The sequence below is a fragment of the Streptomyces sp. NPDC048337 genome, from assembly GCF_043201175.1.
In the GTDB taxonomy this organism is placed as follows: domain Bacteria; phylum Actinomycetota; class Actinomycetes; order Streptomycetales; family Streptomycetaceae; genus Streptomyces.
The window spans coordinates 270,899-292,412 of sequence record NZ_JBICYR010000008.1; the positions used below are offsets into that span (position 1 = coordinate 270,899).

22 protein-coding genes are annotated in these 21,514 nt (G+C 72.3%); 8 read left to right on the top strand and 14 right to left on the bottom strand.

Annotated elements, in window-relative coordinates; all coding sequences use genetic code 11:
- The first annotated feature begins 23 nt into the window (after positions 1–23).
- Positions 24–1,598 carry an acyl-CoA carboxylase subunit beta gene (locus tag ACGFYU_RS16670; RefSeq protein WP_393828003.1) on the top strand — a complete coding sequence of 525 codons (1,575 nt, stop codon included), beginning with the start codon at positions 24–26 and terminating at the stop codon, positions 1,596–1,598.
- Complete coding sequence (locus tag ACGFYU_RS16675) at positions 1,595–1,792, top strand: acyl-CoA carboxylase epsilon subunit (RefSeq protein ID WP_393828004.1); 198 nt, start codon at positions 1,595–1,597, stop codon at positions 1,790–1,792. The genes ACGFYU_RS16670 and ACGFYU_RS16675 overlap by 4 nt, the downstream gene beginning before the upstream one ends.
- Before the next feature lie 68 nt (positions 1,793–1,860).
- On the opposite strand, the gene ACGFYU_RS16680 is transcribed toward ACGFYU_RS16675, so the two are convergent.
- The 11 genes from ACGFYU_RS16680 to ACGFYU_RS16730 form a co-directional block, all read right to left on the bottom strand.
- Positions 1,861–2,601, bottom strand: a complete 741-nt coding sequence (locus tag ACGFYU_RS16680) for a DUF427 domain-containing protein (protein ID WP_393828005.1) — start codon at positions 2,599–2,601, stop codon at positions 1,861–1,863.
- 43 nt (positions 2,602–2,644) lie between these two features.
- Entirely contained in the window at positions 2,645–3,523 is an 879-nt protein-coding gene (locus tag ACGFYU_RS16685; RefSeq protein ID WP_393828006.1) for an alpha/beta hydrolase, read from the bottom strand.
- Positions 3,520–5,040: an FAD-dependent monooxygenase gene (locus ACGFYU_RS16690; RefSeq protein ID WP_393828007.1), complete on the bottom strand. Its 1,521-nt coding sequence runs from the start codon at positions 5,038–5,040 to the stop codon at positions 3,520–3,522. Before ACGFYU_RS16690 ends, ACGFYU_RS16685 begins: the two co-directional genes overlap by 4 nt.
- On the bottom strand, positions 5,037–6,536 hold the full coding sequence (locus ACGFYU_RS16695; protein WP_393828008.1) for an FAD-dependent monooxygenase: 1,500 nt from the start codon (positions 6,534–6,536) through the stop codon (positions 5,037–5,039). The genes ACGFYU_RS16690 and ACGFYU_RS16695 overlap by 4 nt, the downstream gene beginning before the upstream one ends.
- Before the next feature lie 2 nt (positions 6,537–6,538).
- Entirely contained in the window at positions 6,539–7,492 is a 954-nt protein-coding gene (locus ACGFYU_RS16700; protein ID WP_393828009.1) for an aromatase/cyclase, read from the bottom strand.
- Positions 7,493–7,555: 63 nt separating this feature from the next.
- Positions 7,556–8,341, bottom strand: coding sequence for a 3-oxoacyl-ACP reductase FabG (gene fabG, locus ACGFYU_RS16705; RefSeq protein WP_393828010.1), 786 nt, complete (start codon positions 8,339–8,341; stop codon positions 7,556–7,558).
- Positions 8,342–8,369: 28 nt separating this feature from the next.
- A complete protein-coding gene (locus ACGFYU_RS16710; protein WP_393828011.1) occupies positions 8,370–8,630 on the bottom strand; it encodes an acyl carrier protein in 261 nt (86 codons plus the stop codon).
- Between the two features lie 53 nt (positions 8,631–8,683).
- Positions 8,684–9,910, bottom strand: a complete 1,227-nt coding sequence (locus tag ACGFYU_RS16715; RefSeq protein WP_393828012.1) for a ketosynthase chain-length factor — start codon at positions 9,908–9,910, stop codon at positions 8,684–8,686.
- Positions 9,907–11,181, bottom strand: a complete 1,275-nt coding sequence (locus tag ACGFYU_RS16720; RefSeq protein WP_393828013.1) for a beta-ketoacyl-[acyl-carrier-protein] synthase family protein — start codon at positions 11,179–11,181, stop codon at positions 9,907–9,909. The genes ACGFYU_RS16715 and ACGFYU_RS16720 overlap by 4 nt, the downstream gene beginning before the upstream one ends.
- Positions 11,178–11,507, bottom strand: coding sequence for a TcmI family type II polyketide cyclase (locus tag ACGFYU_RS16725; RefSeq protein ID WP_393828014.1), 330 nt, complete (start codon positions 11,505–11,507; stop codon positions 11,178–11,180). The genes ACGFYU_RS16720 and ACGFYU_RS16725 overlap by 4 nt, the downstream gene beginning before the upstream one ends.
- 12 nt (positions 11,508–11,519) lie before the next feature.
- A complete protein-coding gene (locus ACGFYU_RS16730) occupies positions 11,520–11,675 on the bottom strand; it encodes a hypothetical protein (protein WP_393828015.1) in 156 nt (51 codons plus the stop codon).
- Positions 11,676–12,023: 348 nt separating this feature from the next.
- Between ACGFYU_RS16730 and ACGFYU_RS16735 the strand changes: the two genes are divergently transcribed.
- From ACGFYU_RS16735 to ACGFYU_RS16745, 3 genes are all read left to right on the top strand, one after another.
- Positions 12,024–12,740: a 4'-phosphopantetheinyl transferase family protein gene (locus tag ACGFYU_RS16735; protein WP_393828016.1), complete on the top strand. Its 717-nt coding sequence runs from the start codon at positions 12,024–12,026 to the stop codon at positions 12,738–12,740.
- 111 nt (positions 12,741–12,851) lie between these two features.
- The gene (locus ACGFYU_RS16740; protein ID WP_393828017.1) at positions 12,852–13,427 is read left to right on the top strand and encodes a hypothetical protein; all 576 of its coding nucleotides are present in this window, start codon (positions 12,852–12,854) and stop codon (positions 13,425–13,427) included.
- A gap of 45 nt (positions 13,428–13,472) precedes the next feature.
- Entirely contained in the window at positions 13,473–14,249 is a 777-nt protein-coding gene (locus ACGFYU_RS16745; RefSeq protein WP_393828018.1) for a hypothetical protein, read from the top strand.
- Positions 14,250–14,261: 12 nt separating this feature from the next.
- Here ACGFYU_RS16745 and ACGFYU_RS16750 read toward each other — a convergent pair whose 3' ends face one another.
- From ACGFYU_RS16750 to ACGFYU_RS16760, 3 genes are all read right to left on the bottom strand, one after another.
- Positions 14,262–15,452 carry an MAB_1171c family putative transporter gene (locus tag ACGFYU_RS16750; protein WP_393828019.1) on the bottom strand — a complete coding sequence of 397 codons (1,191 nt, stop codon included), beginning with the start codon at positions 15,450–15,452 and terminating at the stop codon, positions 14,262–14,264.
- Complete coding sequence (locus tag ACGFYU_RS16755; RefSeq protein WP_393828020.1) at positions 15,449–16,006, bottom strand: toxin-antitoxin system, toxin component; 558 nt, start codon at positions 16,004–16,006, stop codon at positions 15,449–15,451. Before ACGFYU_RS16755 ends, ACGFYU_RS16750 begins: the two co-directional genes overlap by 4 nt.
- 64 nt (positions 16,007–16,070) lie before the next feature.
- A complete protein-coding gene (locus tag ACGFYU_RS16760) occupies positions 16,071–16,739 on the bottom strand; it encodes a helix-turn-helix domain-containing protein (RefSeq protein WP_393828021.1) in 669 nt (222 codons plus the stop codon).
- Positions 16,740–16,957: 218 nt separating this feature from the next.
- Between ACGFYU_RS16760 and ACGFYU_RS16765 the strand changes: the two genes are divergently transcribed.
- The 3 genes from ACGFYU_RS16765 (at position 16,958) to ACGFYU_RS16775 (ending at position 21,502) form a co-directional block, all read left to right on the top strand.
- Positions 16,958–17,944: a helix-turn-helix domain-containing protein gene (locus ACGFYU_RS16765; RefSeq protein ID WP_393828022.1), complete on the top strand. Its 987-nt coding sequence runs from the start codon at positions 16,958–16,960 to the stop codon at positions 17,942–17,944.
- Between the two features lie 69 nt (positions 17,945–18,013).
- A complete protein-coding gene (locus ACGFYU_RS16770) occupies positions 18,014–19,369 on the top strand; it encodes a 6-phospho-beta-glucosidase (RefSeq protein WP_393828023.1) in 1,356 nt (451 codons plus the stop codon).
- A gap of 36 nt (positions 19,370–19,405) precedes the next feature.
- Positions 19,406–21,502 carry an MDR family MFS transporter gene (locus tag ACGFYU_RS16775; protein ID WP_393828024.1) on the top strand — a complete coding sequence of 699 codons (2,097 nt, stop codon included), beginning with the start codon at positions 19,406–19,408 and terminating at the stop codon, positions 21,500–21,502.
- The last annotated feature ends 12 nt before the right edge of the window (positions 21,503–21,514 follow it).

The window sequence follows — 21,514 nt, forward strand, 5'->3', positions numbered from 1 at the left end:
CCGCACACGCGAAGGGAACCTGCATGGACACCGTCAAACGCGACCGGCAGCACGTGCCGCCGATCGGCATCCCCGAACTGGAGGAGCTGCGCCGCAGCCTCCTCGAAGGCGACCCGGCCGCCACCGAACGACAGCGCGCCAAGGGCAAGTTGACCGCTCGCGAGCGGATCGACCTGCTCCTCGACGAAGGGTCCTTCAGCGAACTGGAGCCGCTGCGAAGGCACCGGGCGAGCGGCTTCGACCTCGAACGCAACCGCCCCCACACCGACGGGGTCGTCACCGGCTGGGGCACCGTCCACGGCCGCACCGTCTTCGTCTACGCCCACGACTTCCGCATCTTCGGCGGGGCGCTCGGCGAGGCCCACGCGCAGAAGATCCACAAGATCATGGACCACGCCCTCGCCGCCGGGGCGCCGCTGGTGTCCCTGAACGACGGGGCGGGCGCCAGGATCCAGGAGGGCGTCTCGGCGCTGGCCGGCTACGGCGGGATCTTCCAGCGCAACACCCGCGCCTCCGGGGTCATCCCGCAGATCAGCGTGATGCTGGGCCCCTGCGCGGGCGGGGCGGCGTACTCCCCGGCCCTCACGGACTTCGTCTTCATGGTCCGCGACACCTCGCAGATGTTCATCACCGGCCCGGACGTGGTCCAGGCCGTGACCGGCGAGAAGATCAGCCAGAACGGGCTGGGCGGCGCGGACGTGCACGCCGAGACCTCGGGCGTCGCGCACTTCGCGTACGACGACGAGCAGACCTGCCTGGAGGAGGTCCGCTACCTGCTGTCCCTGCTGCCGCAGAACAACAGGGAGAACCCGCCGGCCGCCTCGGCCGAATACCCGCCGGGGCGGAGCTGCGAGGCACTGCGCGACCTCGTCCCCGCCGACGGGAACCGCCCGTACGACATGCGCGCCGTCGTCCGGGAGATCGTCGACGACGGCGAGTACCTGGAGGTGCACGAGCGCTGGGCGACCAACATCATCTGTGCGCTCGGCCGGCTCGACGGCGAGGTCGTCGGCGTCGTCGCCAACCAGCCGCAGTCCCTGGCCGGGGTCCTCGACATCAAGGCCTCGGAGAAGGCGGCGCGCTTCATCCAGATGTGCGACGCCTTCAACATCCCGATCGTCACGCTGCTGGACGTACCCGGCTTCCTGCCGGGTGTGGACCAGGAGCACGGCGGCATCATCCGCCACGGCGCGAAGCTGCTGTACGCGTACTGCAACGCCACCGTCCCGCGGATCTCGGTGATCCTGCGCAAGGCGTACGGCGGCGCCTACATCGTCATGGACTCGCAGTCCGTGGGCGCCGACCTGACCTACGCCTGGCCGACCAACGAGATCGCGGTGATGGGCGCCGAGGGCGCCGCGAACGTCATCTTCCGCAGGCAGATCGCCGCCTCCGAGGACCCCGAGGCCACCCGGGCCCGCCTGGTCAAGGAGTACAGGGCGGAGCTGATGCACCCGTACTACGCCGCCGAGCGCGGTCTGGTGGACGACGTCATCGCCCCGGCCGACACGCGGGGCGCCCTCATCCGGGGCCTGGCCATGCTGCGGGCCAAACACGTCGACCTGCCGGCGCGCAAGCACGGCAACCCGCCGCAGTGAGCGCGGACGCGGCGGAGCCCCTGCTGCGCATCGAACGGGGCAGGGCGAACGCGGAGGAACTGGCCGCGCTGGCAGCGGTCGTGCTCGCCCGGGCGGCTCAGCGGGGGGCCGCCCGGACGGAGCCCCCGCGGCGTGCGGAAGCCGTCGGGTGGCGGGCGCCCCGGTTCACCGGGGCCCGCAGCTGGACGGACTGACCGGCCCATGGACACGGCGGAGAGCCGCATTCGGCGAATGCGGCTCTCCGTATGTTGCCGGGGGAGGATCAGCGGCGCTTCGGGTCCACGTGGAGCACGCCGTCCACGTAGATGTCCACCTTGTAGAAGGCGATGAGGCCGGCGGCCTTCTGGCTCTCGGGCAGCGGCGTCGGGTACGACCAGGCCAGATCGGTGTGGAGCCGGTCGCCGACCCGGATCGACCAGTACCGCGCGGTGCCCTTGTACGGGCAGCGGGTGACGGTGTCGGACCGCTCCAGCAGGTCCATCCGGACATGGGTCTGCGGCACGTAGTACCGCGTCGGAAGGCCGGTCTCGAAGAGCAGACGGGCGCTGCGGGTCTCGGCGATCGTGACCCCGTCGATCTCCACGCGTATGTGGCGCGAGCTGGGCAGGACGTCGATCCGCGTGTGCGGGGAGCGGACGTGGACGAATATCTCCTCGTCCTCCTCGAACCAGGAGTCCATGGCCTCCCAGTCGAAGCGGAAGTGGCCCTTCAACTCCTCGACCGGGGAGGCGGCGTAGTGCTGCGCGGCGCCCGGGGCCGCCGTCGGGCCGACCTTGACCGTGAACACCTCCGCGTCGCCGCGCTCGGGCGAGCGGGCGGTCTCCCCGTCCGGGGTCAGCAGGTCCCGGTCGACGTCATCGGCCGGGAAGTAGTACGTCGGGTAGTACGGGTTCTCCCACACCAGCAGGGGGCGGCTGCTGTCGGCCACCGCGCGGCCGCCCAGATAGACCCTGACCCGCTTCGCACTGGGCTCGACCCGCACGCCGTCCTGAGCGGTTGTCATATCCGTTTCAGTCCCCTCGTTTCGTACGATCCGACCAAGGTTTTCAACAGTACGTGACGCCCTGTTGGAGCAGGCAGTCCTCGAAGAATCCGAGGCACCGCAGGTGATAGGAACGGGCCGCGTAGCCCAGGCTGATGTTGTGGCCCGCCCCCGGCTGCCGGTCGATGCACAGCCGCGGCGCGGCGCTGAGCCGCGACCGCAGCTCCGCGAGCGCCTCCGGATCGTGCCGCCACCACGCCTCGTGCTCGGCGAAGGTGAACCGTACGGGTACGCGGACGCGGCCGGCGGCGCCCCGGAACACCTCCGGCCAGCGGACGATGTCCGCCTGCTCCAGGGGCGGGACGGGGGCCAGGATCGAGCCGCCCGTGGTGAAGGTGCCCGGCGGGTACAGGCGCAGCGGCCCCCAGCTCCGCCTGCCTCCCCGGGCCGCGTCCGCGCCCGAGTGGGCGTCGGGCGCGTACCGGTGGCCGCAGCCGGAGATCTCGACGCCCAGCAGATCGGGCGCGCAGTGGTCGGCGGCGGTGAGCAGCGCGACCTTCCCGCCGAACGAGTGGGCCAGGAGGAACAGGCCCGCCCCGGTGGGGAAGCGGGCCCGGTGGTCGCGCAGGGCGGCGGCCAGGGTGGCCGCCTGCTCGGCGAGCGCCTGCCCCTCGGGGAGCAGGCCCGTGGACCGTCCGTAGCCCGGCCGGTCGACGGCCAGGACCGTGAAGCCGAGCCGCGCCCCCAGGGTGAGCAGGGACAGGTCGGGCAGGGCCTGGCCGTCGAAGTAGCCGGCGCTCATGCCGGCCCCGTGCACCGCGACCACCGTCGCCCGCGGCGCGGAGTCCCGGGGCTCGCACAGCAGGGCCGACAGCGGGATGCCGTCGGCGTCCAGGCTGATCCGGCGCACTCCCCGGGACAGGGCCGCGGGCGCGGTGGTCATGCCGCCGACGCCGCGTCGAGGGCGGCCGGCGCGCCGAACCAGCGGCGCAGGGCCTCGGCCAGTCCGTCGGGGACGCCGACGACGGTGGTGTCGGAGCCCACCCAGGCCACGTACCCGTCGGGCCGCACGAGCAGCGCGGCGGCGTCGCCGAACGTCCCCGGATCCTCCGGTACGGCCAGGGTGACGTCGACCCGGTCGGCCCACGCCCGCGCGGTCTCCACGGTCTCCGGCGCGTGCTCGTCGTCGGTGAGGACGAGCAGCACGCCCCGCCCGGCGTGCAGCAGGGCGGTCGTGGTGGTGGGTCCGAACGCCGTCCGCAGGCCCCGGGGCGCCAGGCGCCGGCCGGCCAGTGGATGGGCCGGGCCGCCGACGTCGTAGCGGATGTCGAGGCCGCTCACGGTGCCCGAGAGGTGTCGCTTGACCACGTCGTACTCCAGCAGTTCGGTCAGCAGGTGGCGCAGCGGCTCCGCCTCGTCGCCGCCGAGGAACACCGTGCCCTGGGCGCGGGTGTTCATGAGCAGTCGGGCGCCGACCGGGTGCCGTTCGGCGTGGTAGCTGTCCAGCAGCCCCTCCGGCGCCCGGCCCCGGAGGGTGGCGGCGAGCTTCCAGCCGAGGTTGGCGGCGTCCTGGAGACCGGTGCTCAGCCCCTGCCCGCCGGCCGGGAGGTGGATGTGCGCCGCGTCACCGGCCAGCAGGACGCGGCCGCGCCGGTACTCGGTGACCTGGCGGGTGGCGTCGGTGAAGGAGCTGACCCACTCGGCACCGCCCCCGTGGAGGGATTCGCCGGTGATCCGCTGCCAGGCGTCGGCGATCTCCTCGAAGTCCGGGGACTCGCCGCGGGCGCCCGGCGCAGTGCCGTGCTCGCAGACGATCACGCGGTCCACGCCCTCCTTCAGCGGGGCCGCCATCACCATGCCGTTCGGCAGCCGTTCGCCGAGGAACCGGGGGCGCAGGTCACAGCCGACCACGTCGGCCAGGTACATGTCGCGGGTCGCGGGCGTGCCGGGGAAGTCGAAGCCGACGGCCTTGCGGACGGTGCTGTGGCCCCCGTCGCAGCCCACCAGGTAGGCGGCGCGCAGCTGCCGCACGCCGTCCGGGGTGTTCAGGGTGACCCGCACCCCCTCGTCCCCCTCGTCGGCGATGTCCACCAGGTCCCAGCCGCGGCGGAGGTCCGCGCCCAGCTCGGTGGCCCAGGCCTTGAGGACCGCCTCGGTCTGGTGCTGCGGGACGCCGCGGGCCCCGAAATGGGAGTCCTCCAGCACGGTGTAGTCGAACTGGACCCCGCCGAAGTGGCCGAGGGGGCTCTTCTCCAGCGTGCCGAACCGCGGCAGCAGCCCGCGCTGGTCGAAGACTTCCATGGCGCGGGCGGTGAAGCCAAGACCGCGGGACTGGCCGGTGGGTTCGGCCAGCCGCTCGGTCACGATGACGCCCACGCCGCCGAGGCGCAGTTCGCCCGCCAGCATGAGACCGGTCGGCCCGGCGCCGACGATGATGACGTCCGTGTCCACGGGATTCATCCTCTGCTCGGATTTTCGTATTCATGGCGTGACGCGCCGAACCAGCGGCGCAGGACCCGGTAAAGCGGTACGGCCTGCCAGGTCGCGGCCCACACGACGTGACCGTCCGGGCGGACGAGGAGGGCCTCGGTGCCCGGGTTCCCGCTGCCGCCGTCTTGCGCCGCCACCGTCGTGACCCGGTCGGCCCACGGCTCGGCGATCCGGCCGAGGGCGGCCGTCGGATCACCCGTCAGGTCCAGCAGCAGTCCGCGCCCGGTGCGCAGCAGCTCGGTCGTCGTGGTGGAGCCGTCCGGCCCGGCCAGCGCCAGCTCGGGCAGCCGTGCGCCCAGCCAGGGGTGGTCGCCCTCGTCCACCGGGTAGCGGATGTCGAGTCCGCTGATCATCCCGGCCAGGCGGGCGCGGTTCTCCTCGGCGGCCACCAGCCCGGTCATCAGCGCCCGCAGCGGCTCCACCTCCGCGTCGCCGAGCAGCAGCAGGGCCTGGGCCCCGATGTTCTCCAGGACCCGCGCCCCCACCGCGTGCCGCTCCGAGTGGTAGGTGTCGAGCAGGCTGTCGGGGGCCCGGCCGCGGACCCGCAGGGCCAGCTTCCAGCCGAGGTTCACGGCGTCCTGGAGGCCCAGGTTGAGGGCCTGGCCGCCGATGGGCATCTGCCGGTGGGCCGCGTCGCCGGCGTAGAGCACCCGGCCCTCGCGGTAGCGGGTCAGCTGCCGGTTGGCGTCCCCGAAGGAGTTGACCCAGAGGGGCTCCCCGGAGCTGATGTCCTCGCCGGTGACGCGCTTCCACACGTCGGTGATCTCCGCGAAGTCGGGCTGGCCGGTACGGGACCGGGCGCCGGTGCCGAACTCGTGCACCATCACGCGGGTGATGCCCTCGGGATTGCGCGCGGCCACGGCCATCCCGCGCTCCAGCCGCTCGAACCGCCGGCCGGGCACGTCGATGCCGGCCACGTCGGCGCGCAGCAGTTCGCGGACCGTGCCCCGACCGGGGAAGGGGGCCCCGGTCAGCGCTCGGACCGTACTGTCCTCGCCGTCGCAGGCGACGAGGTAGGCGGCGCGGATCCGTACGGGGCCGCTCGCGGTGTCCGCGCTGATCCGGACCCCCTCGCCGTCCTCGGCCAGCTCCACGACCTCCCAGCCGCGGCGCACGTCCGCGCCGAGCGCGAGCGCCCACTCCTGGAGCAGCTGTTCGGTGCGGAACTGCGGGACCTTCCACTGGCCGGGGTACCGGCCGGGGAGGGTCAGATCCATCGGGATCCCGCCGAAGTGGCCCCGGGGCTCGTTCGGCGGTTCGCCGAGCGGCGCCAGCAGGCCGCGGCTGTCGAGGATCTCCATGGTGCGGGCGTGCAGGGTGGAGGCGCGCGACTCCGTGGTGGGGGAGGTGCGGCGCTCCAGCACCACCACGTCCGCTCCGCCCAGGCGCAGCTCCCCGGCGAGCATCAGCCCGACGGGTCCCGCGCCCACGACGACGACCTGGGCGTCCTGCCGGTCGGCGGCCACGGTCAGCGCCGGCTCTCGGCGTAGTCCTTCGCGTGGCCCAGCGTGGCGCGGCTGTTGGTGCTGAGCGCGCTGTGCACGTACTCCCGGGCGTCGGCGACGGTCGCGCCCTCGCCCAGGATCCGGGCGATGTTGGCGGTGTTGAGCACCACCGTGTGCTGGGAGGACGCGGCGACCCCCTCCGCGTTCTCGGTGAAGGTCCAGTAGCCGGTGTGGAGGGTCATCAGCGCGGGCAGGGTCACCTGCTTGTAGGCGATCCTGTGGTGCGGGAAGGTCACCCGGTACGACTTGGTGGTGTGGGTGGATCCGTCCTTGGCGCGGGTGTCCATCTCCAGGGTCTGGAGCCCCGGTACGTCCTCCGTGAGCCGGATGCTCGCCACGTGCGGCAGCCGCTCGGCCCACAGGTTCGCCTCGTTGACGAAGTCGTAGACGTCTTTGGCCGATCCGTTCACCTGGACGGTGTCCTCGAAGGAGAAGGTCAGCTCCTCGGCCTGGTGCGCGAACTCGATGTTGGTCTTCAGGGCGGCGAGTTCGGAGCGCGAGTTGCGGTCGACGGCCTCCTCGATCCAGGCGAGGCCCGCCGGGTCGTCGTCGATCGCGCGGTAGTCGTGCAGCAGACGCACCCGCGACTCGGTCTCCGACAACGGCTCGATCAGCCAGGCGCCGCCCATCGAGGCGACCGGGGGAGCGGAGACCTCCTGGCGGAAGTCGATCCGCAGGCCCTCGGGGTCCAGGATCCGGCGCGAAGTCCAGTTCTTCGCCTCGCCGTTGGCGGTGGCCCAGATGCGTATGCGCTCCTCTCCGGTGCCCTTGTCGACCTGGTCGACGTAGATGGTCGGGGGGAAGATGCGTGGCCAGTTCTCCACCTCGGCGATCAGCCGGTACACGGCTGCCGCCGGGGCCGCGATGGTGACGTCGTGCTCGACCTCGTGCGAACTGGACCGCTCGGACACGGACATGCGGTGCTCCTCTCGGGAAACGGGAAACGGGGAACGCGGAACGGGTGGGAGAGCGGGCGGCGCTCAGAAGTTGCCGAGTCCGCCGCACACGTTCAGCGCCTGCGCGGTGATGGAGGCGGCGGTGTCGGAGGCCAGGTAGCCGACGAGGCCGGCGACCTCCTCCGGGGTGGAGTAGCGGCCGAGCGGGATCTTCGCCTGGAACTTCTCCAGGATGGTGTCCTCGGTGGTGTCGTAGGCGGCGGCGTAGCCCTGTCGGACCCGCTGGGCCATCGGGGTCTCCACATATCCGGGGCAGACCGCGTTGACGGTGACCCCGGTCGGTGCCAGCTCGTTGCCGAGCGCCTTGGTGAAGCCGACCACGCCGTGCTTGGAGGCCGAGTACGGGGCGCCGAGGACGACGCCCTGCTTGCCCGCCGTGGACGCGATGTTGATGATCCGGCCGCGGCTTCGGCCCCGCATGCCGCCGGTGTTGAGCACCTCCCGGGTGAGCCGGAAGACGCTGTTGAGGTTGGTGTCGATCACGTCGTTCCACAGTTCGTCGTCGATGTCGGCGGTGACGCCGCCACCGCTGCGGCCGGCGTTGTTCACCAGCACGTCGATCGGGCCGAACCGGTCGACGGCGGCCCGCACGAAGGCGTGGACCCCGTCGTTGGAGCGGACGTCGACGGCGCTGCCGTCGACGTCGAGCCCCTCCTCCCGCAACTGCTTGACGGTCGAGGCGACGTTCTCGGCGGTGCGTGCGCCGATGAACACCCGGTGCTGCTGTTCGGCCAGCAGCCGGGCGACGGCGAGGCCGATCCCGCTGGTGGCGCCGGTGACGAGTGCGACCCGCTGACTCTGCTGCGGCATGACTTCTTCTCCCGTGGCTGATGAAGGTTCAGACGGACGTGGCGAGGAGCGAATTGACGGAATCGATCAGCGACTGCGGCGTGCTCTCGCCGGTCAGCGGGTCGTCGTCGAGCGAGATGCCGTACTCCCGCTCGATCCGGCCGCTGATCTCCAGCAGGGCGAGCGAGTCGTAGCCGAGTGCCTCGAACTCCGTCCCCAGCTCGGCGGCGAGTTCGGCACCCTGATCGCCGGCCGCGGCGAACAGAATGGTCGTGAGGTCGTCGAGGGTGAAGGTGGCGGTGGTGGCCATGGCGGATGCCTCTCTGACGGTGGTAACGGGTCCGTACGGTGGGAAGTCGGTGCTCAGCCGTGCCCGCAGGCGATGTCGCGGACGACCATGGCGGAGTTGAATCCGCCCTGCCCGCGGGCCAGGACCAGGGCGTTGCACACGCTCGCGGCGCGCGGCCGGTCGACGACGAGGTCGAGGTCGTACTCGGCGGCGGGCGAGACGTTGATGGTGGGCGGGATCAGCCCGTCCTCGATGGCCAGGAAGGCCGTCGCCAGATCCAGCGGCGCGGCGCCCGAGTAGAGCCGCCCGGTCATCGTCTTGGGAGCGGTGACCGGCACCCCGCGCGGACCGAACACCTGGGTGATGGCCTCGGCTTCGACGCGGTCGAGCTCGCGGATCGCCGCGCCGTCCGCGAACACCACGTCCACCTCGGCGGGCCGCACCCGCGCGTCGGCCAGCGCCAGCTCGATCGCCCGGCGCAGCCCCGGCACCCGCCCGCGGTCCGGCCTCGGGTCGAAGGTCGCCCCGTAGCCGGCGATCTCCCCGTAGATCCGCGCGCCCCGCTCCAGCGCGGCCTCGTGGGCTTCCACGATGAGGATGGCCCCGCCCTCACCGGGCACGTGACCGTTGGCGGCCGGATCGAAGGGCAGGTACGCCGCCTGGGGGTCGGCGCTGGTGCTCAGGCGCTCGCCGGCCAGCTGCGCCACCCAGCCCCACGGACAGATGGAGGCGTCCACGGACCCGGAGACGATCAGGTTCGTACCCTTGCGGATCTGCCGGCGGGCCTGCGCCACCGCGTCGAGCCCGCCCGCCTGATCGCTGACCAGGACCCCGCTGGGGCCCTTCATGCCGTTGCGGATGGAGATCTGTCCGCTGTTGACGGCGTAGAACCAGGCGAAGGACTGGTACGCGCTCACGTACTGGCGTCCCTTGGCCCAGAGGTTGCGCAGCTCGCCCTGGCCGAACTCGAACCCGCCCGCCGAGCTGGCGGTGATCACGCCCATGTCGAACCCGTGCAGTTCCTCGGGCCGGATGCCCGCGTCGGCGAGCGCCCAGTCCGTGGCCACCAGCGCCAGCCTGGTCATCCGGTCCGTCTGCGGCAGCAGATTCCTCGGCAGGTGGTCCTCGGCCGTGAAATCGGTGATCTGCCCGGCGAGCGTGGCCGGGTACTGGCCCGGGTCGAAGCGGGTGACCCGGCCTATGCCGCTCTTCGCGGCGCGGGTGGCGGCCCAGAACTCCCGCACCCCCAAGCCGTTGGGCGCGGTGATGCCCAGCCCGGATACCACTGCCTTGACGGTCATGCCGCTGCCTTCCTGTCCGGCCGGGCCAGCACCATGGCGCTCTGGAATCCGCCGAAGCCGCTGCCCACGGTCAGCACGGCGTCGGTGGCGTGCGACCGGGCGGTGAGCGGCACGTAGTCGAGATCGCATTCGGGATCGGGCGTGTGCAGGTTCGCGGTGGGCGGCACCACGTTGTGCTGGAGCGCCAGCACCGACGCGGCGATCTCGATCGACCCGATCGCGCCGAGCGAGTGCCCGACCATCGACTTGATGGAGCTCACCGGGACCCGGTAGGCGTGCTCGCCCAGCTGCTTCTTGAAGGCCGCCGTCTCGTGCCGGTCGTTCTGCTTGGTCCCCGACCCGTGCGCGTTGATGTAGTCGATCTCGTCACCGTTCATCCGCGCCTCGTCCAGGGCGAGGCGGATCGCCTCGGCCATCTCCGCCCCGTCCGGGCGCAGTCCGGTCATGTGATAGGCGTTGCTGCGCGTGGCGTAGCCGGCGATCTCGGCGTAGACGCGCGCGCCGCGCCGCTTGGCGCTCTCCAGCTCCTCCAGGACGAACACGGCCGCCCCCTCGCCGAGAACGAAGCCGTTGCGGCTCCCGTCGAACGGCCTGGAAGCGGTGGCGGGGTCGTCGTCGCGGGGCGTGGTCGCCTTGATCGCGTCGAAGCAGGCCATGGTGATCGGGGAGATCGGGGCGTCGGAGGAACCCGCGATCATGATGTCGGCGCTGCCCTCGCGGATCAGCTCCACCGCGTAGCCCACGGAGTCGATGCCGGAGGTGCAGCCGGTCGACACCACGGTGCTCGGCCCCTCCGCGCCCACCGCCAGCGCGACCTCGGCCGCGAAGGAGCTGGGGACCATGTAGTTGTACAGGTGGGGTACGGCGTACGCGTGGTCGACCAGGTGCAGCCGGCCCGCGTCGCTGACCGTCCGGTACTCCTCGTCGAGCCCCATCGTGGCGCCGACCGCGGTGCCGATCGTGACCCCGATCCGGTACGGGTCGTACGCGCCGGGGTCGATCCCGCTGTCGGCGACGGCTCCGCGCGCCGCGACCACGGCGAACTGGGCGGCCCGGTCCATCCGGCGCACCTCCTGCGGTGTCAGCAGGAACTCCGCCGGATCGAAGTCGATCTCGGCCGCCACCCGGGAGCGGAAGGGGGAGGGGTCGAAGAAGGTGATCCGCCGGGTGGCGGTGCGCCCCTCGCTGAGCAGGTCCCAGAAGCTCTTCGTGCCGAGCCCGCCGGGCGCGAGGACCTCCATCCCCGTGATGACGACGCGGCGGCCGGTCATTTGCCCGCCTCCCAATCGTAGAAGCGGGTGGCCATCGCGTCGGCCGGGGAGCGCCAGGTCGCGGGGTCGTAGGCCTCGATGAAGGGCTTCAGGTCGTCGCTGATCCGGAGGAAGCGCGGGTCGGACTTGGCCTGCTCGATGAGCGCGCCGCCGTTGTCCTCGTCGAAGTCCTGGAGGTGGAAGTACAGGCCGCGGTACGAGAACAGCTGCCGGCGGCGGGTGCCCATGAGGTGGGGCATCTCGGTGCCGTCGAAGTCGGCGAAGAGCTTGGCGACGTCGCCGCGGGAGGCCAGGTCCATCCTGGCGACGATGAGTGTGCTGTGCATGATGTCGGTGTCCTATCCCTTGATCTCGCAGAGCGTGGCTCCGCAGCTGACGGGCCGGCCGATCTCGACGGCGAGGCCGACGACGGTGCCGGCCAGGCACAGGGGCTCGACGTGCCGCGGCCTGTCGAGGTGGCGCTCGCCGGAGCACCCCGTGGTCCGGCGCGGCACGCCCGGGCGACGCGGACCGCGATCTCACCCCTATTGACGATAAGCATCTTCTACATGCCTTCCCCCTAGGGAGATGCGTCTCATACTCTGCAATTCGAGAGGGGCGAACAAGACGGGTCCATGCAGGGTTCGGTCAGGTTTTGCAAGGTCAACTGCGCTTTTCTCCCGGGAGGGTTAAGTCGACGTCAGGTCGCGTACACAAGCGCAGGTCGGATGGGGGTTCGGGGGATGGTTGAATTGTGGAGAACGGGTATTCCGCAGGCTCCCAAGGAATTCGGGCGGGATCCTCTTCCGTCGGGTTTGCCGCTATCGGTGCCGCGCGGGAATGCGGAAGTCTGGTCGGTTCCGGTGGGGGAAGTCGCCGGGTCCGGCTCCGGGTCCGGCTCCGGGTCCGGCTCCGGGTCCGGCTCCGGGTCCGGGTCCGGTTCCGCTTCGGGTTTCGGTTTCGGGTTCCACCTGCTCGACACCGAGGAACGCCGGCGGGCACGGGCCCGGCGGTCCGACGCCGACCGCGCCGCCTACGTCGCCGCGCACGTCGCGCTCCGCCTGCTCCTCGGGGCCTACCTCGGCACCGACCCGGCCGGGATCGCCTACGCCAGGGATGACTGCCCGGGGTGCGGCGGACCGCACGGCCGCCCCGCCGTGGCCGGCGCCCCCGTCCACTTCTCCCTGTCCCACACCCGCGGCCTGGCCCTGCTGGCCTTCGCGGACAGCCCCGTGGGCGCCGATGTCGAGGAGGTGCCGTCCGGCGGCCGCCTCCCGGAGGTCCCGGCCGCCCTGCACCCCCGGGAGCGGGCGGAGCTGGCCGCGCTCCCGCCCGGGCGCCCCAGGGCCGCGGCCTTCGCGCGCTGCTGGACCCGCAAGGAGGCCCTCCTCAAGGGAACCGGCCGCGGCATCGACGCCCGCCTCATGGCGGCGATGCGGGTGGGCGGCGGCCCGACGCCCGTACACCGGCCGGGCTGGCGTCTCGCCGACGTCCTGGTGCCCGCCGGGTTCGCCGCGGCGTACGCGGTGCGGACCGGCCCCACGGGTCCCACCGCCCACTCCGATGGGCCGGTGGCCTGAAGTCACCCCTCCGCCAAGGATCTTGACCTGTCTGCCGCGTATCGAACCGGGGTCGTGATCGTTTCTTCAGCCGTAACCCTCACATGTGCTGCGGAATCGGGAGGACGCGCGGTGACCGCTTGGCAGTACTTCGCCGGAGCGGGTCTGGTGGCGGCGCTGTGCCCGCTGCACGGCCACGTGGCGGTCGCGGGCGACGGCCACGGCCGCGGCGCCCGCGTCGACCTGTGCGTGCCGAAGGCCCGGGACAGGCCGACCGTCCCGGGGCCGCCCGAGGTACGGGTGGGCGTGCCCTCGGTACGGGTGCCCGTGCCCGGGGCCGACCGGCCCACCGTGCACCACCCGGGGCGCGCCCCCGGCCCCCGCCCCGCCCGCGCTCCGGAGTCTCCGGCCCCGGCGGACGCGCCCGGGCCCGACGCGGAGGCCGGGCCCGCGGGATCGGAGCCGCCGACACCCGGGCCGGCTGCCGGGCCCGGGGCCGGACCGGAGCAGGCGGACGCACCCGCCCCGCCCCTGCCCAGGGCCGCCGCCGCGCCCGTGAGCGCCTTTCACGTGCGTCCGTACCACTCGGTGGCCTTGGAGCGGCGCGGCCCGGACGGGATGTCCACCATGATGCTCATGGTCGTCGTCACCACCCCGGCCGTACTCGCCGCAGCCGCCCTGCGCCCCCGTTCCAAGAGCCGCGGCTGACCGCCGGCGGCGTATCCATCCACCGATCCACCCGGGAGAATCCACGTGTCCGAATGGCTGGTCCTGGCCATCGCCATGGTGCTCGTCTGCGCCCTCGTCCTCGCCGCCACCGCGATCCGGCACCGCCGGGTCGCCGACGACGAGGACACCAGTGAAACCCCCGATGTCATCGAGTACATGACCATGATGGTGGGCGTGGTCTACGCGATCGTGCTCGGCCTGGCCATCGCCGGCGTCTGGGAGGCGCGCGGCGCCGCCGAGGACAGCGTGCGGCGCGAGGCGCAGTCGCTGTACGAGGTCACCCAGCGCGCCGACGTCTACCCGGCCCCCGTCCGCGACCGGATCCGCGGCGAGGTGAACGCGTACGTCTCCCACACCGTCTCCGTGGACTGGCCGCTGCTGACCTCCGGGCAGAGCGCCTCCGCCGAGGGGGCCCAGCTGCTCGGCAAGCTGCGCAGCGACGTCACCCATCAGAGCCCGACCACCGAGCTCCAGGCCCAGGCCTACCAGCCGCTGCTGGACCACATCGCGGCCGCCGACGACGCCCGCCACTCGCGGACCCAGAGTTCGGAGTCCACGCTGCCGGGCGTGGTGTGGTTCGGGCTGCTCGTCGGCGGGGTGGTCACGGTCGGGTTGATCTTCACGCTGCAGATCCGGCGCTCCGGGCGGGAGCTGCTGCTGGCCGGGCTGTTCAGCGCGCTGATCGTGTTCCTGCTGTTCATGGTGTGGAGCTTTGACGCGCCCTACGGGCGGGACGGGGTCGACTCCGCCGGCCCCTTCCAGGAGCTGTTCCCCGCGACGGCCGTCGCCGCCGCGCGCTGATCCTCGTACGGCCTACGCCGGACCGCTCGCCGCCGACAGCGCCGCCTGCTGCCGGACCGTCTGGACCATCGGCGAATGGCGCAGGGCGTGGGAGATCCGCAGCAGGTCGCGCGGCCCGTCGGGGGTGTCGAACACGCTCTCCTCGCCGTCCCCGATGGTTCGGCCCTCGGGGTCCGCGGAACGGGCCTGCACGGCCGCCGCGACCATGGCGGCGTCGGCGACCGCACACGCCGTCGCCGCGTCGGCCCCGTCCGCGAGGGCGCGTTCGTAGGCGCCGCCGCGGATGCTCCGGTCGAAGTACGGGCCCAGGTGCAGGAACCCGTCGTGGATGTCCGACTCGCGCTGGATCACCCGGAGCTCGGCCGCGGACCACCAGGACATCCGTACGCCGGGGGTGCAGCTGTGCGTGCACATCTGCACCTCCTGCCAGAGGGCGCCGAGCTTCCGGTACGTCGTCCAGGTCTGCCAGTTGTCCGACAGCCGCTGGCACACGAGGGGGACGACGAAGCCCGTCGCGCTGATCAGCGCGCCCACGGCGGCGAGCGGCGGGGCGACGTAGGTACTCAGGTCGTCCAGGTCGTGGCCGAGCCAGCGGGCGACGACCGCGGAGATCTTGGCGGCGTCGTAGGCGAGGTTGAAGACGTAGCCCGAGACGATGATCACCAGGCCGACCCGGAGCCAGCCCCGCACCTGGAGGGACCAGCGCCAGCACAGCGACACCATCACGACCGCGGCCACGTGGTGCGCCAGCAGGTAGAGGCCGATCATCTGCCCGAGGTAGGGCGTGTTGGCGTAGTAGGTGTCGAAGTCGCGCAGCCGCTCGACCGGGGCCTCACCGAGGGCGAACAGCACGATCAGGGCCACGATGACCACGCTGTAGCCCAGGATCCAGCGCCGCGAGACGCGGCGGGTCTGCTCGGCCGGGCCGCCTCGCCAGTTGACCATGAGGACCAGGCAGGAGGCGCTGAAGGCGGTGATCAGGCAGTAGACGAGCGGGGCGGAGACGTTGGCGATCCCGGTGCGGCGGTTGACCGCGTCGATGGTGGGCGGGGCGGCGAAGGTGAACACCGAGGCGGCCAGGATCAGCAGGGCGCAGACGGAACGCAGGAGCGGATCACGCCAGTTGGAGCGGAGGGCCGGCAGTTTGAAGGCCAGGGAGATGGCCAGTGCGATGGCCGGTATGTAGTAGTCCTCGCCGCTCAACGGTCGTTCCTGTGCCCCCGGTAGCCCAGCGAGGCCTCGATCCGGCCCGCCAATTCGTCGCGCTGTGCCGGCGCCCGGTGGCTCGCCGACCCGGCCAGCCAGGTCCTGCACCGGGCACCCAGCAGTAAGCCGAACGTCTCGGCCTCGGTCTCCTCCTGTACGTCGGCGCGGGTGCGCGCGGCGACCCGCCGGACGGTCTCGCCGAGGTCGGCCTCGTCGCACAGCAGGCGGGCGGCGACGGCGGCGCCGTCGACGTGGTGGCTGCAGTGGCCGGCCTTCATGTGCCACAGCTCGTGACCCAGGATCACCAACTGGTGGTCGGGAGCGGTCCGTTCCTCGATGACCACGAGGTCGCGGTCCGCCATGTCGAGCCACAGGCCGCTGGCCGTCCCCGGCGGGAACGAGGCCATCCGGAACTCCACCCGACGGCCGCGGTGCCTGCTCATGCCCTCGCAGAGGGCGGCGTAGAGGTCCACGGGTTCCACGGGCGCGGTCAGCCGGATCCCGGCCACCAGCTCCCCGCACAACCGCCGCTGCTCTCTGCCTATGCTCACCGTTCTCCCCGTCGGCGCGGATCCGGATCAGGACTCAAGGATCAGACCCAGACTCTCGACTGGGTCAGGATTCGTTCGGTTTTACGCTTTCGAGGAGCATGTCCAGCCATTCGGTCACCTTGTCCCGATGCTTGTCGCTGGGCAGTTGGGCGGCTCGCCACGCGATGCCCCGTACACCGTGGTTCTGGAGGAGTCTTGCCAGCGGGTCGCCGCCCGAAGCGGCCGCGGCCGGGGTGTTTTCCCGCGCCCGCCCGGCGAAGTCCTGGAGCAGCTGCTGCTCGGTGCGCTGGAGCGCGTCGGTGAGGGCGTCGGCGTCGTGGGCGGTGAGGAAGCCCGCGTGCACCCCGAAGAAGCGCTGGATCGCGTCGCAGTGCTCCATGGTGGGGCGGCGGTCGCCGTTGATCAGGGCTCCGGCCTGCTGCCGGGACATGCCGGCGCCGTCCGCGATCTCCTGCTGGGTGTAGCGGCGGCCGTTGGGTTTGACCCGGGTGCGCCGGAGCAGGTCGAGGCGCTGGAGGAAGCGCGTCTGGAGATCGGGTTCGCCGGCGGGCCTGCCGTCGAGCAGGGTTCTGACCACGTCCGCCGGTACGCCGGAGGCCTCCGAGAGGCGCCGCAGATCGAAGACCTGATTCAGATCGCGGCCCATCTTGCCCGCGAGTTCGGCGACACGCGTGATGGTGGCTGCCAGGGGTGCGTGGGCCACCGCGACGGGAGCCGGGAAGCCGTCTGTCACCAGTGGTTCTCCTAGATCGCGCGAAGTCGGTACGGGCACGTGGTCGGCTTCTGGAATCTATCCGTTCCTGCAGCGAAGGGCTAGAACGTGCCACAGCTGTGGCGGGAATGAGCTGTCAAGAGGCTGGAATTGCCACAATAGTTGACACTCGAATGAGGTCGGTAGCAGGATCGCCACACGGAAATGAAGATCCAGACCGTGAGGAGGGGGAGCTCTCGGTGCCACATCTCGCAGCGGTGGGCCCGTCCGATGGCTTCGCCCGAGCCGGTGAGGAGCGCCTGGCGGGCGAGGAGCCCGCACGTGGCGCCGTGCGGTCGGAGCGACGCAAGGAGATTTTGCGCCAGCGCCGCGAAGAGCTGGGGCTGAGCCAGGAGGACCTCGCGGCCCGGCTCCGCATCAGCGTGCGTGCGTACGGCAACTGGGAACGCGGCCTGGTCAAGGAGTGGACGGACCGTAAACTGCTCGCCCTCGCCGAGGCGTTGGAGATGAGCGAGCGGCAGTGCTTCTGGCTCTTCCGGGTCATGGTCGACCGCGACCCGCCGCCCACCTGGCGGGCCGCCGAGGAGAACCGGCTGCCCGAGGACCCCGCGCAGCGCGACTACCTGTGCGACTACGCGGCCCTCATGGAGGCCGTCCCCTACCCGAGCTTCCTGGTGGACCACCGCTGGGACGTCGCGCTCACCAACTCGGCCTTCGACCAGCTCTTCCAGTCCGTACGGCCGCACCCGACGGCCCTGCCGGACGACAACTTCCTGCGCTTCGTGCTGTTCCACCCGGACGCGGCGGCGGTGCTGGAGGACCACGAACCGGCCTGGTGCGTCCCCCTGTTGGCCCAGTTCGCCACCGCGCTGGCCGCCGCCCCCGAGGACGAGGGGCTGCGCAGCATCCGCCAGGAGGTGGCCCGCGACCCGTTCATGGAGGCGGCCTACCGGTACGGGGTGCCGCACTGGCTCAGCTGCCGCGGGGCCGAGGCGGCCGAGCAGGACGGGGCGGTGCGCACCGTGCGCCACCCCGACCCGCGGTCGGGCCTCGTGCGCTGCCGGATGGTGGCCGAAACCAGCCGGATGCTGGACGCCATGGGGCTGACCCGGATCACCCTGATCCTCTCGGCCCCGCAGGGCGCGCCGGCGGGCTTCGTCCCGGGCCGCGGGGCCGCGCACCAGCAGGGCGCCAGGCTGCGCGCCGTGCCGTCTCCCGCGGAGTGAACCGCCGGGGGAGACTGGTGCACTGACTCCGGGCGCAGGGCACCGGGCACGGCGAAGGGCGGTAGGGGCGTGCGGCTGACGATCCTCGGCGGGGGCGGTTTCCGGGTACCGCTCGTCTACGGAGCACTGCTCGGCGACCACGCCGAGGGCCGGGTGACCCGGGTGACGCTGTACGACGAGGACGCCGGGCGGCTCGCGGCCATGGCCCGGGTGCTCGCGGACCAGGCGGCCGCCGCCGGAGTGCCGGACGCGCCGGCCGTCACGGCCACCGGGGACCTCGACGAGGCCCTGCGCGGGGCCGACTTCGTCTTCTCCGCCATCCGCGTCGGCGGCCTGGAGGGACGCGCCGCCGACGAGCGGATCGCGCTGGCCGAGGGTGTGCTGGGCCAGGAGACCGTGGGCGCGGGCGGGATCGCGTACGGCCTGCGGACCGTGCCGGTGGCCCGCGAGCTGGCGCGCAGGATCGCCCGCAGCGCCCCCGAGGCCTGGGTCATCAACTTCACCAATCCGGCCGGGCTGGTCACCGAGGCGATGGCCGAGGAGCTCGGCGAGCGGGTGATCGGCATCTGCGATTCCCCCGTGGGGCTCGGACGGCGCATCGCCCGACTGCTGGGCGCGCGGCCCGAGGAGGCCTGGATCGACTACGTCGGCCTCAACCACCTGGGCTGGGTGCGCGGGCTGCGCATCGCCGGGCGGGACGCGCTGCCCCGGCTGCTCGCCGACGCCGAGGCGCTGGAGTCCTTCGAGGAGGGCCGGCTCTTCGGGGCCGAGTGGCTGCGCTCGCTCGGCGCGATCCCGAACGAGTACCTGCACTACTACTACTTCAACCGCGACACCGTACGGGCCTACCAGGAGGCCAAGCAGACCCGCGGGGCCTTCCTGCGCGACCAGCAGCACGGCTTCTACGCCGAGGCCGGCCGGCCCGGGCTGCCGGCCGGAGCGGCGCTGGCCGCCTGGGACCGGACCCGGGCCGAGCGCGAGGCCACGTACATGGCCGAGAACCGCGAGGCGGCGGGCGTCGGCGAGCGCGAGGAGAGCGACCTGGAGTCCGGGGGCTACGAGAAGGTCGCGCTCGCCCTGATGCGGGCCATCGCGCGCGACGAGCGGGCCACGCTGATCCTCAACGTCCGCAACCGCTCCACGCTGTCCGTCCTGGACGCCGAGGCGGTCATCGAGGTGCCCTGCCTGGTCGACGCGAACGGCGCCCACCCGGTGGGCGTCGCCCCGCTGCCGCTGCACGCGGTCGGGCTGGTGACCTCGGTGAAGGCGGTGGAGCGGGAGGTCCTCGCCGCCGCGGCGAGCGGCTCGCGGGCGGCCGCGGTGAAGGCCTTCGCGCTGCATCCGCTGGTGGACTCGGTGGGGGTGGCCCGGCGGCTGCTGGACGGCTACGCCGCCGAGCACCCGGGCCTGGCCTACCTGCGCTGATCCCCTCGCGGAGTCGCCCGTACGGCCCAGCGCCGCATGCGGCGCGGCGGGGGTGCTGTGAGAGTGCGAGATGTGACCACTGCCCCCGCCGCAGTCGCGGCGCCACCCGTGCTCGACCGGCGGAGGCGCAACGTCGTCTTCGGCACGATCATGCTCGGCGTGCTGCTGGCCGCACTCGACCAGACGATCGTGGGCACCGCTCTGCCCACGATCGTGGCGGACCTGGGCGGCGCGGACCACATGTCGTGGGTGGTGACCTCGTACCTGCTCGCGGAGACCGTCGCGACGGTGCTGGTGGGCAAGTTCGGCGACCTCTTCGGCCGCAAACTGATCTTCCAGGTGTCGGCGATCGTCTTCATCACCGGCTCCTTCCTGTGCGGGCTCGCGAGCAACATGTCCTTGCTCATCCTGTGGCGGGGCGTGCAGGGCATCGGCGCCGGCGGCCTCATGGTCACCTCGATGGCACTGATCGCCGATGTGGTCCCGCTGCGCGAACGCGGCAAGTACCAGGGCGCGATCGGCGCCGTCTTCGGCGTCGCGACGGTGATCGGACCGCTGCTGGGCGGGCTGTTCACCGACCACCTGAGCTGGCGCTGGGCCTTCTACGTCAACGTACCCATCGCGGTCCTGGTCGTGGCGGCGGCCGCCCGGACGATCCCCTCCGTGCGGGCCGCGGGGCGGCCGAGGATCGACTACCTGGGCATCGCGCTCGTCGCGGCCGGCTCCAGCGCGCTGATCCTGGCCACGAGTTGGGGCGGGAACGAGTACGCGTGGGGCTCGGGGACCATCATCGGGCTGTTCGCGGGCGGGGCGGTGGCCCTGGCGCTGTTCTGCGTGGCCGAGACGCGGGCCGCGGAACCGATGCTGCCGATGCGGCTGTTCCGCAATCCCGTCTTCACGGTCTGCTCGGTGCTCAGCTTCGTCGTCGGCTTCGCGATGCTCGGGGCGATGACCTTCCTGCCCACCTACCTGCAGTACGTGGACGGGGATTCGGCCACGGTGTCGGGCGTACGGACGCTGCCGCTGGTCATCGGGCTGCTGATCGCGTCCGTCTTCAGCGGCAACGTCACCAGCAAGACGGGCCGGTACCGGATCTTCCCGATCGTGGGCTGCGCGGTGATGGGCGTCGGCCTGTACCTGCTGTCCCGGATGGGGCCGGGGACCGGCGCCTGGCTGGAATCGTCGTACATGTTCGTGCTGGGTGCCGGCATCGGGCTGTGCATGCAGGTGCTGACGATCGCCGTCCAGAACACCGTCGACTACGCCGACCTCGGCACGGCCACCTCGGGCGTCACCTTCTTCCGTACGCTCGGCAGCTCCTTCGGGACCGCCGTCTTCGGCACGATCTACGCCAACAGCCTGGGGCCCGAGCTGAAGGCGGGGGTCGCGGAGGCGGCGCGGGCGACCGGTACCGATCCGGCGCGACTGGGCGCGGCCGCGCAGAGCCCGCAGGGCGTGCACGCGCTCGATCCCGCGGAGGCCGGACCGGTCATCGACGCGTACGCGCAGGCCCTGCACACGGTGTTCCTGTGGACCGTGCCGGTGGCGGTGGTCGGCTTCGTCGTGGCGCTCTTCCTCAAGCAGGTCCACCTGCGCGACACCGCCCGGGCCGGGTCCACGGACATGGGCGACGGCTTCGCCTCGCCGGCGACGGCCTCGGGGGACTCGGCCAAGCTGCTGGAGCTGGCGGTCGGGAAACTCGTACGGACCATGGGGCCGGAGCAGGCGCGCGCGATCGTCGATGCCTCCGACACCAGGCTGGACATGGCGGGCGCGTGGGCGGTGATGCAGGTGGACCTGCTGACCCGGACGGTCGGCCACGCAAGCCTGGGGCTCATCGCGAACCGCCGGTCGCTGCCGCCGGAGGTGCTGCTGCCCGTGTTCGACCGGATGGTCGACGAGGGGTACCTGACGCGCGAGGGCAACTTCCTCGCGCACACTCCGGCGGGGGAGCGCGAGGCGGCCGTCATCTCGCACGCGTGGGCGGACTGGCTGGGGGACCGGCTGGAGAAGGACCGGGGCCGGCCGCGCAGCGCCGAACTGCGGGTGGCCGCGGACGCGATCGCGAAGCGGCTGCTGGCCGAGGACCTGGGGGAGGGCAACTTCGCACCGCGGACGGTCCTGCGGGGGTAGCGGCGGGTGTGG

Excerpts from the sequence above, each read along its gene's own strand:
- ACGFYU_RS16670 (WP_393828003.1), top strand. The coding sequence starts at position 24 with ATGGACACCGTCAAACGCGACCGGCAGCACGTGCCGCCGATCGGCATC.
- ACGFYU_RS16680 (WP_393828005.1), bottom strand. The coding sequence starts at position 2,601 with ATGACAACCGCTCAGGACGGCGTGCGGGTCGAGCCCAGTGCGAAGCGG.
- ACGFYU_RS16685 (WP_393828006.1), bottom strand. The coding sequence starts at position 3,523 with ATGACCACCGCGCCCGCGGCCCTGTCCCGGGGAGTGCGCCGGATCAGC.
- ACGFYU_RS16690 (WP_393828007.1), bottom strand. The coding sequence starts at position 5,040 with ATGAATCCCGTGGACACGGACGTCATCATCGTCGGCGCCGGGCCGACC.
- ACGFYU_RS16700 (WP_393828009.1), bottom strand. The coding sequence starts at position 7,492 with ATGTCCGTGTCCGAGCGGTCCAGTTCGCACGAGGTCGAGCACGACGTC.
- fabG (WP_393828010.1), bottom strand. The coding sequence starts at position 8,341 with ATGCCGCAGCAGAGTCAGCGGGTCGCACTCGTCACCGGCGCCACCAGC.
- ACGFYU_RS16710 (WP_393828011.1), bottom strand. The coding sequence starts at position 8,630 with ATGGCCACCACCGCCACCTTCACCCTCGACGACCTCACGACCATTCTG.
- ACGFYU_RS16715 (WP_393828012.1), bottom strand. The coding sequence starts at position 9,910 with ATGACCGTCAAGGCAGTGGTATCCGGGCTGGGCATCACCGCGCCCAAC.
- ACGFYU_RS16720 (WP_393828013.1), bottom strand. The coding sequence starts at position 11,181 with ATGACCGGCCGCCGCGTCGTCATCACGGGGATGGAGGTCCTCGCGCCC.
- ACGFYU_RS16725 (WP_393828014.1), bottom strand. The coding sequence starts at position 11,507 with ATGCACAGCACACTCATCGTCGCCAGGATGGACCTGGCCTCCCGCGGC.
- ACGFYU_RS16775 (WP_393828024.1), top strand. The coding sequence starts at position 19,406 with ATGCGGCGCGGCGGGGGTGCTGTGAGAGTGCGAGATGTGACCACTGCC.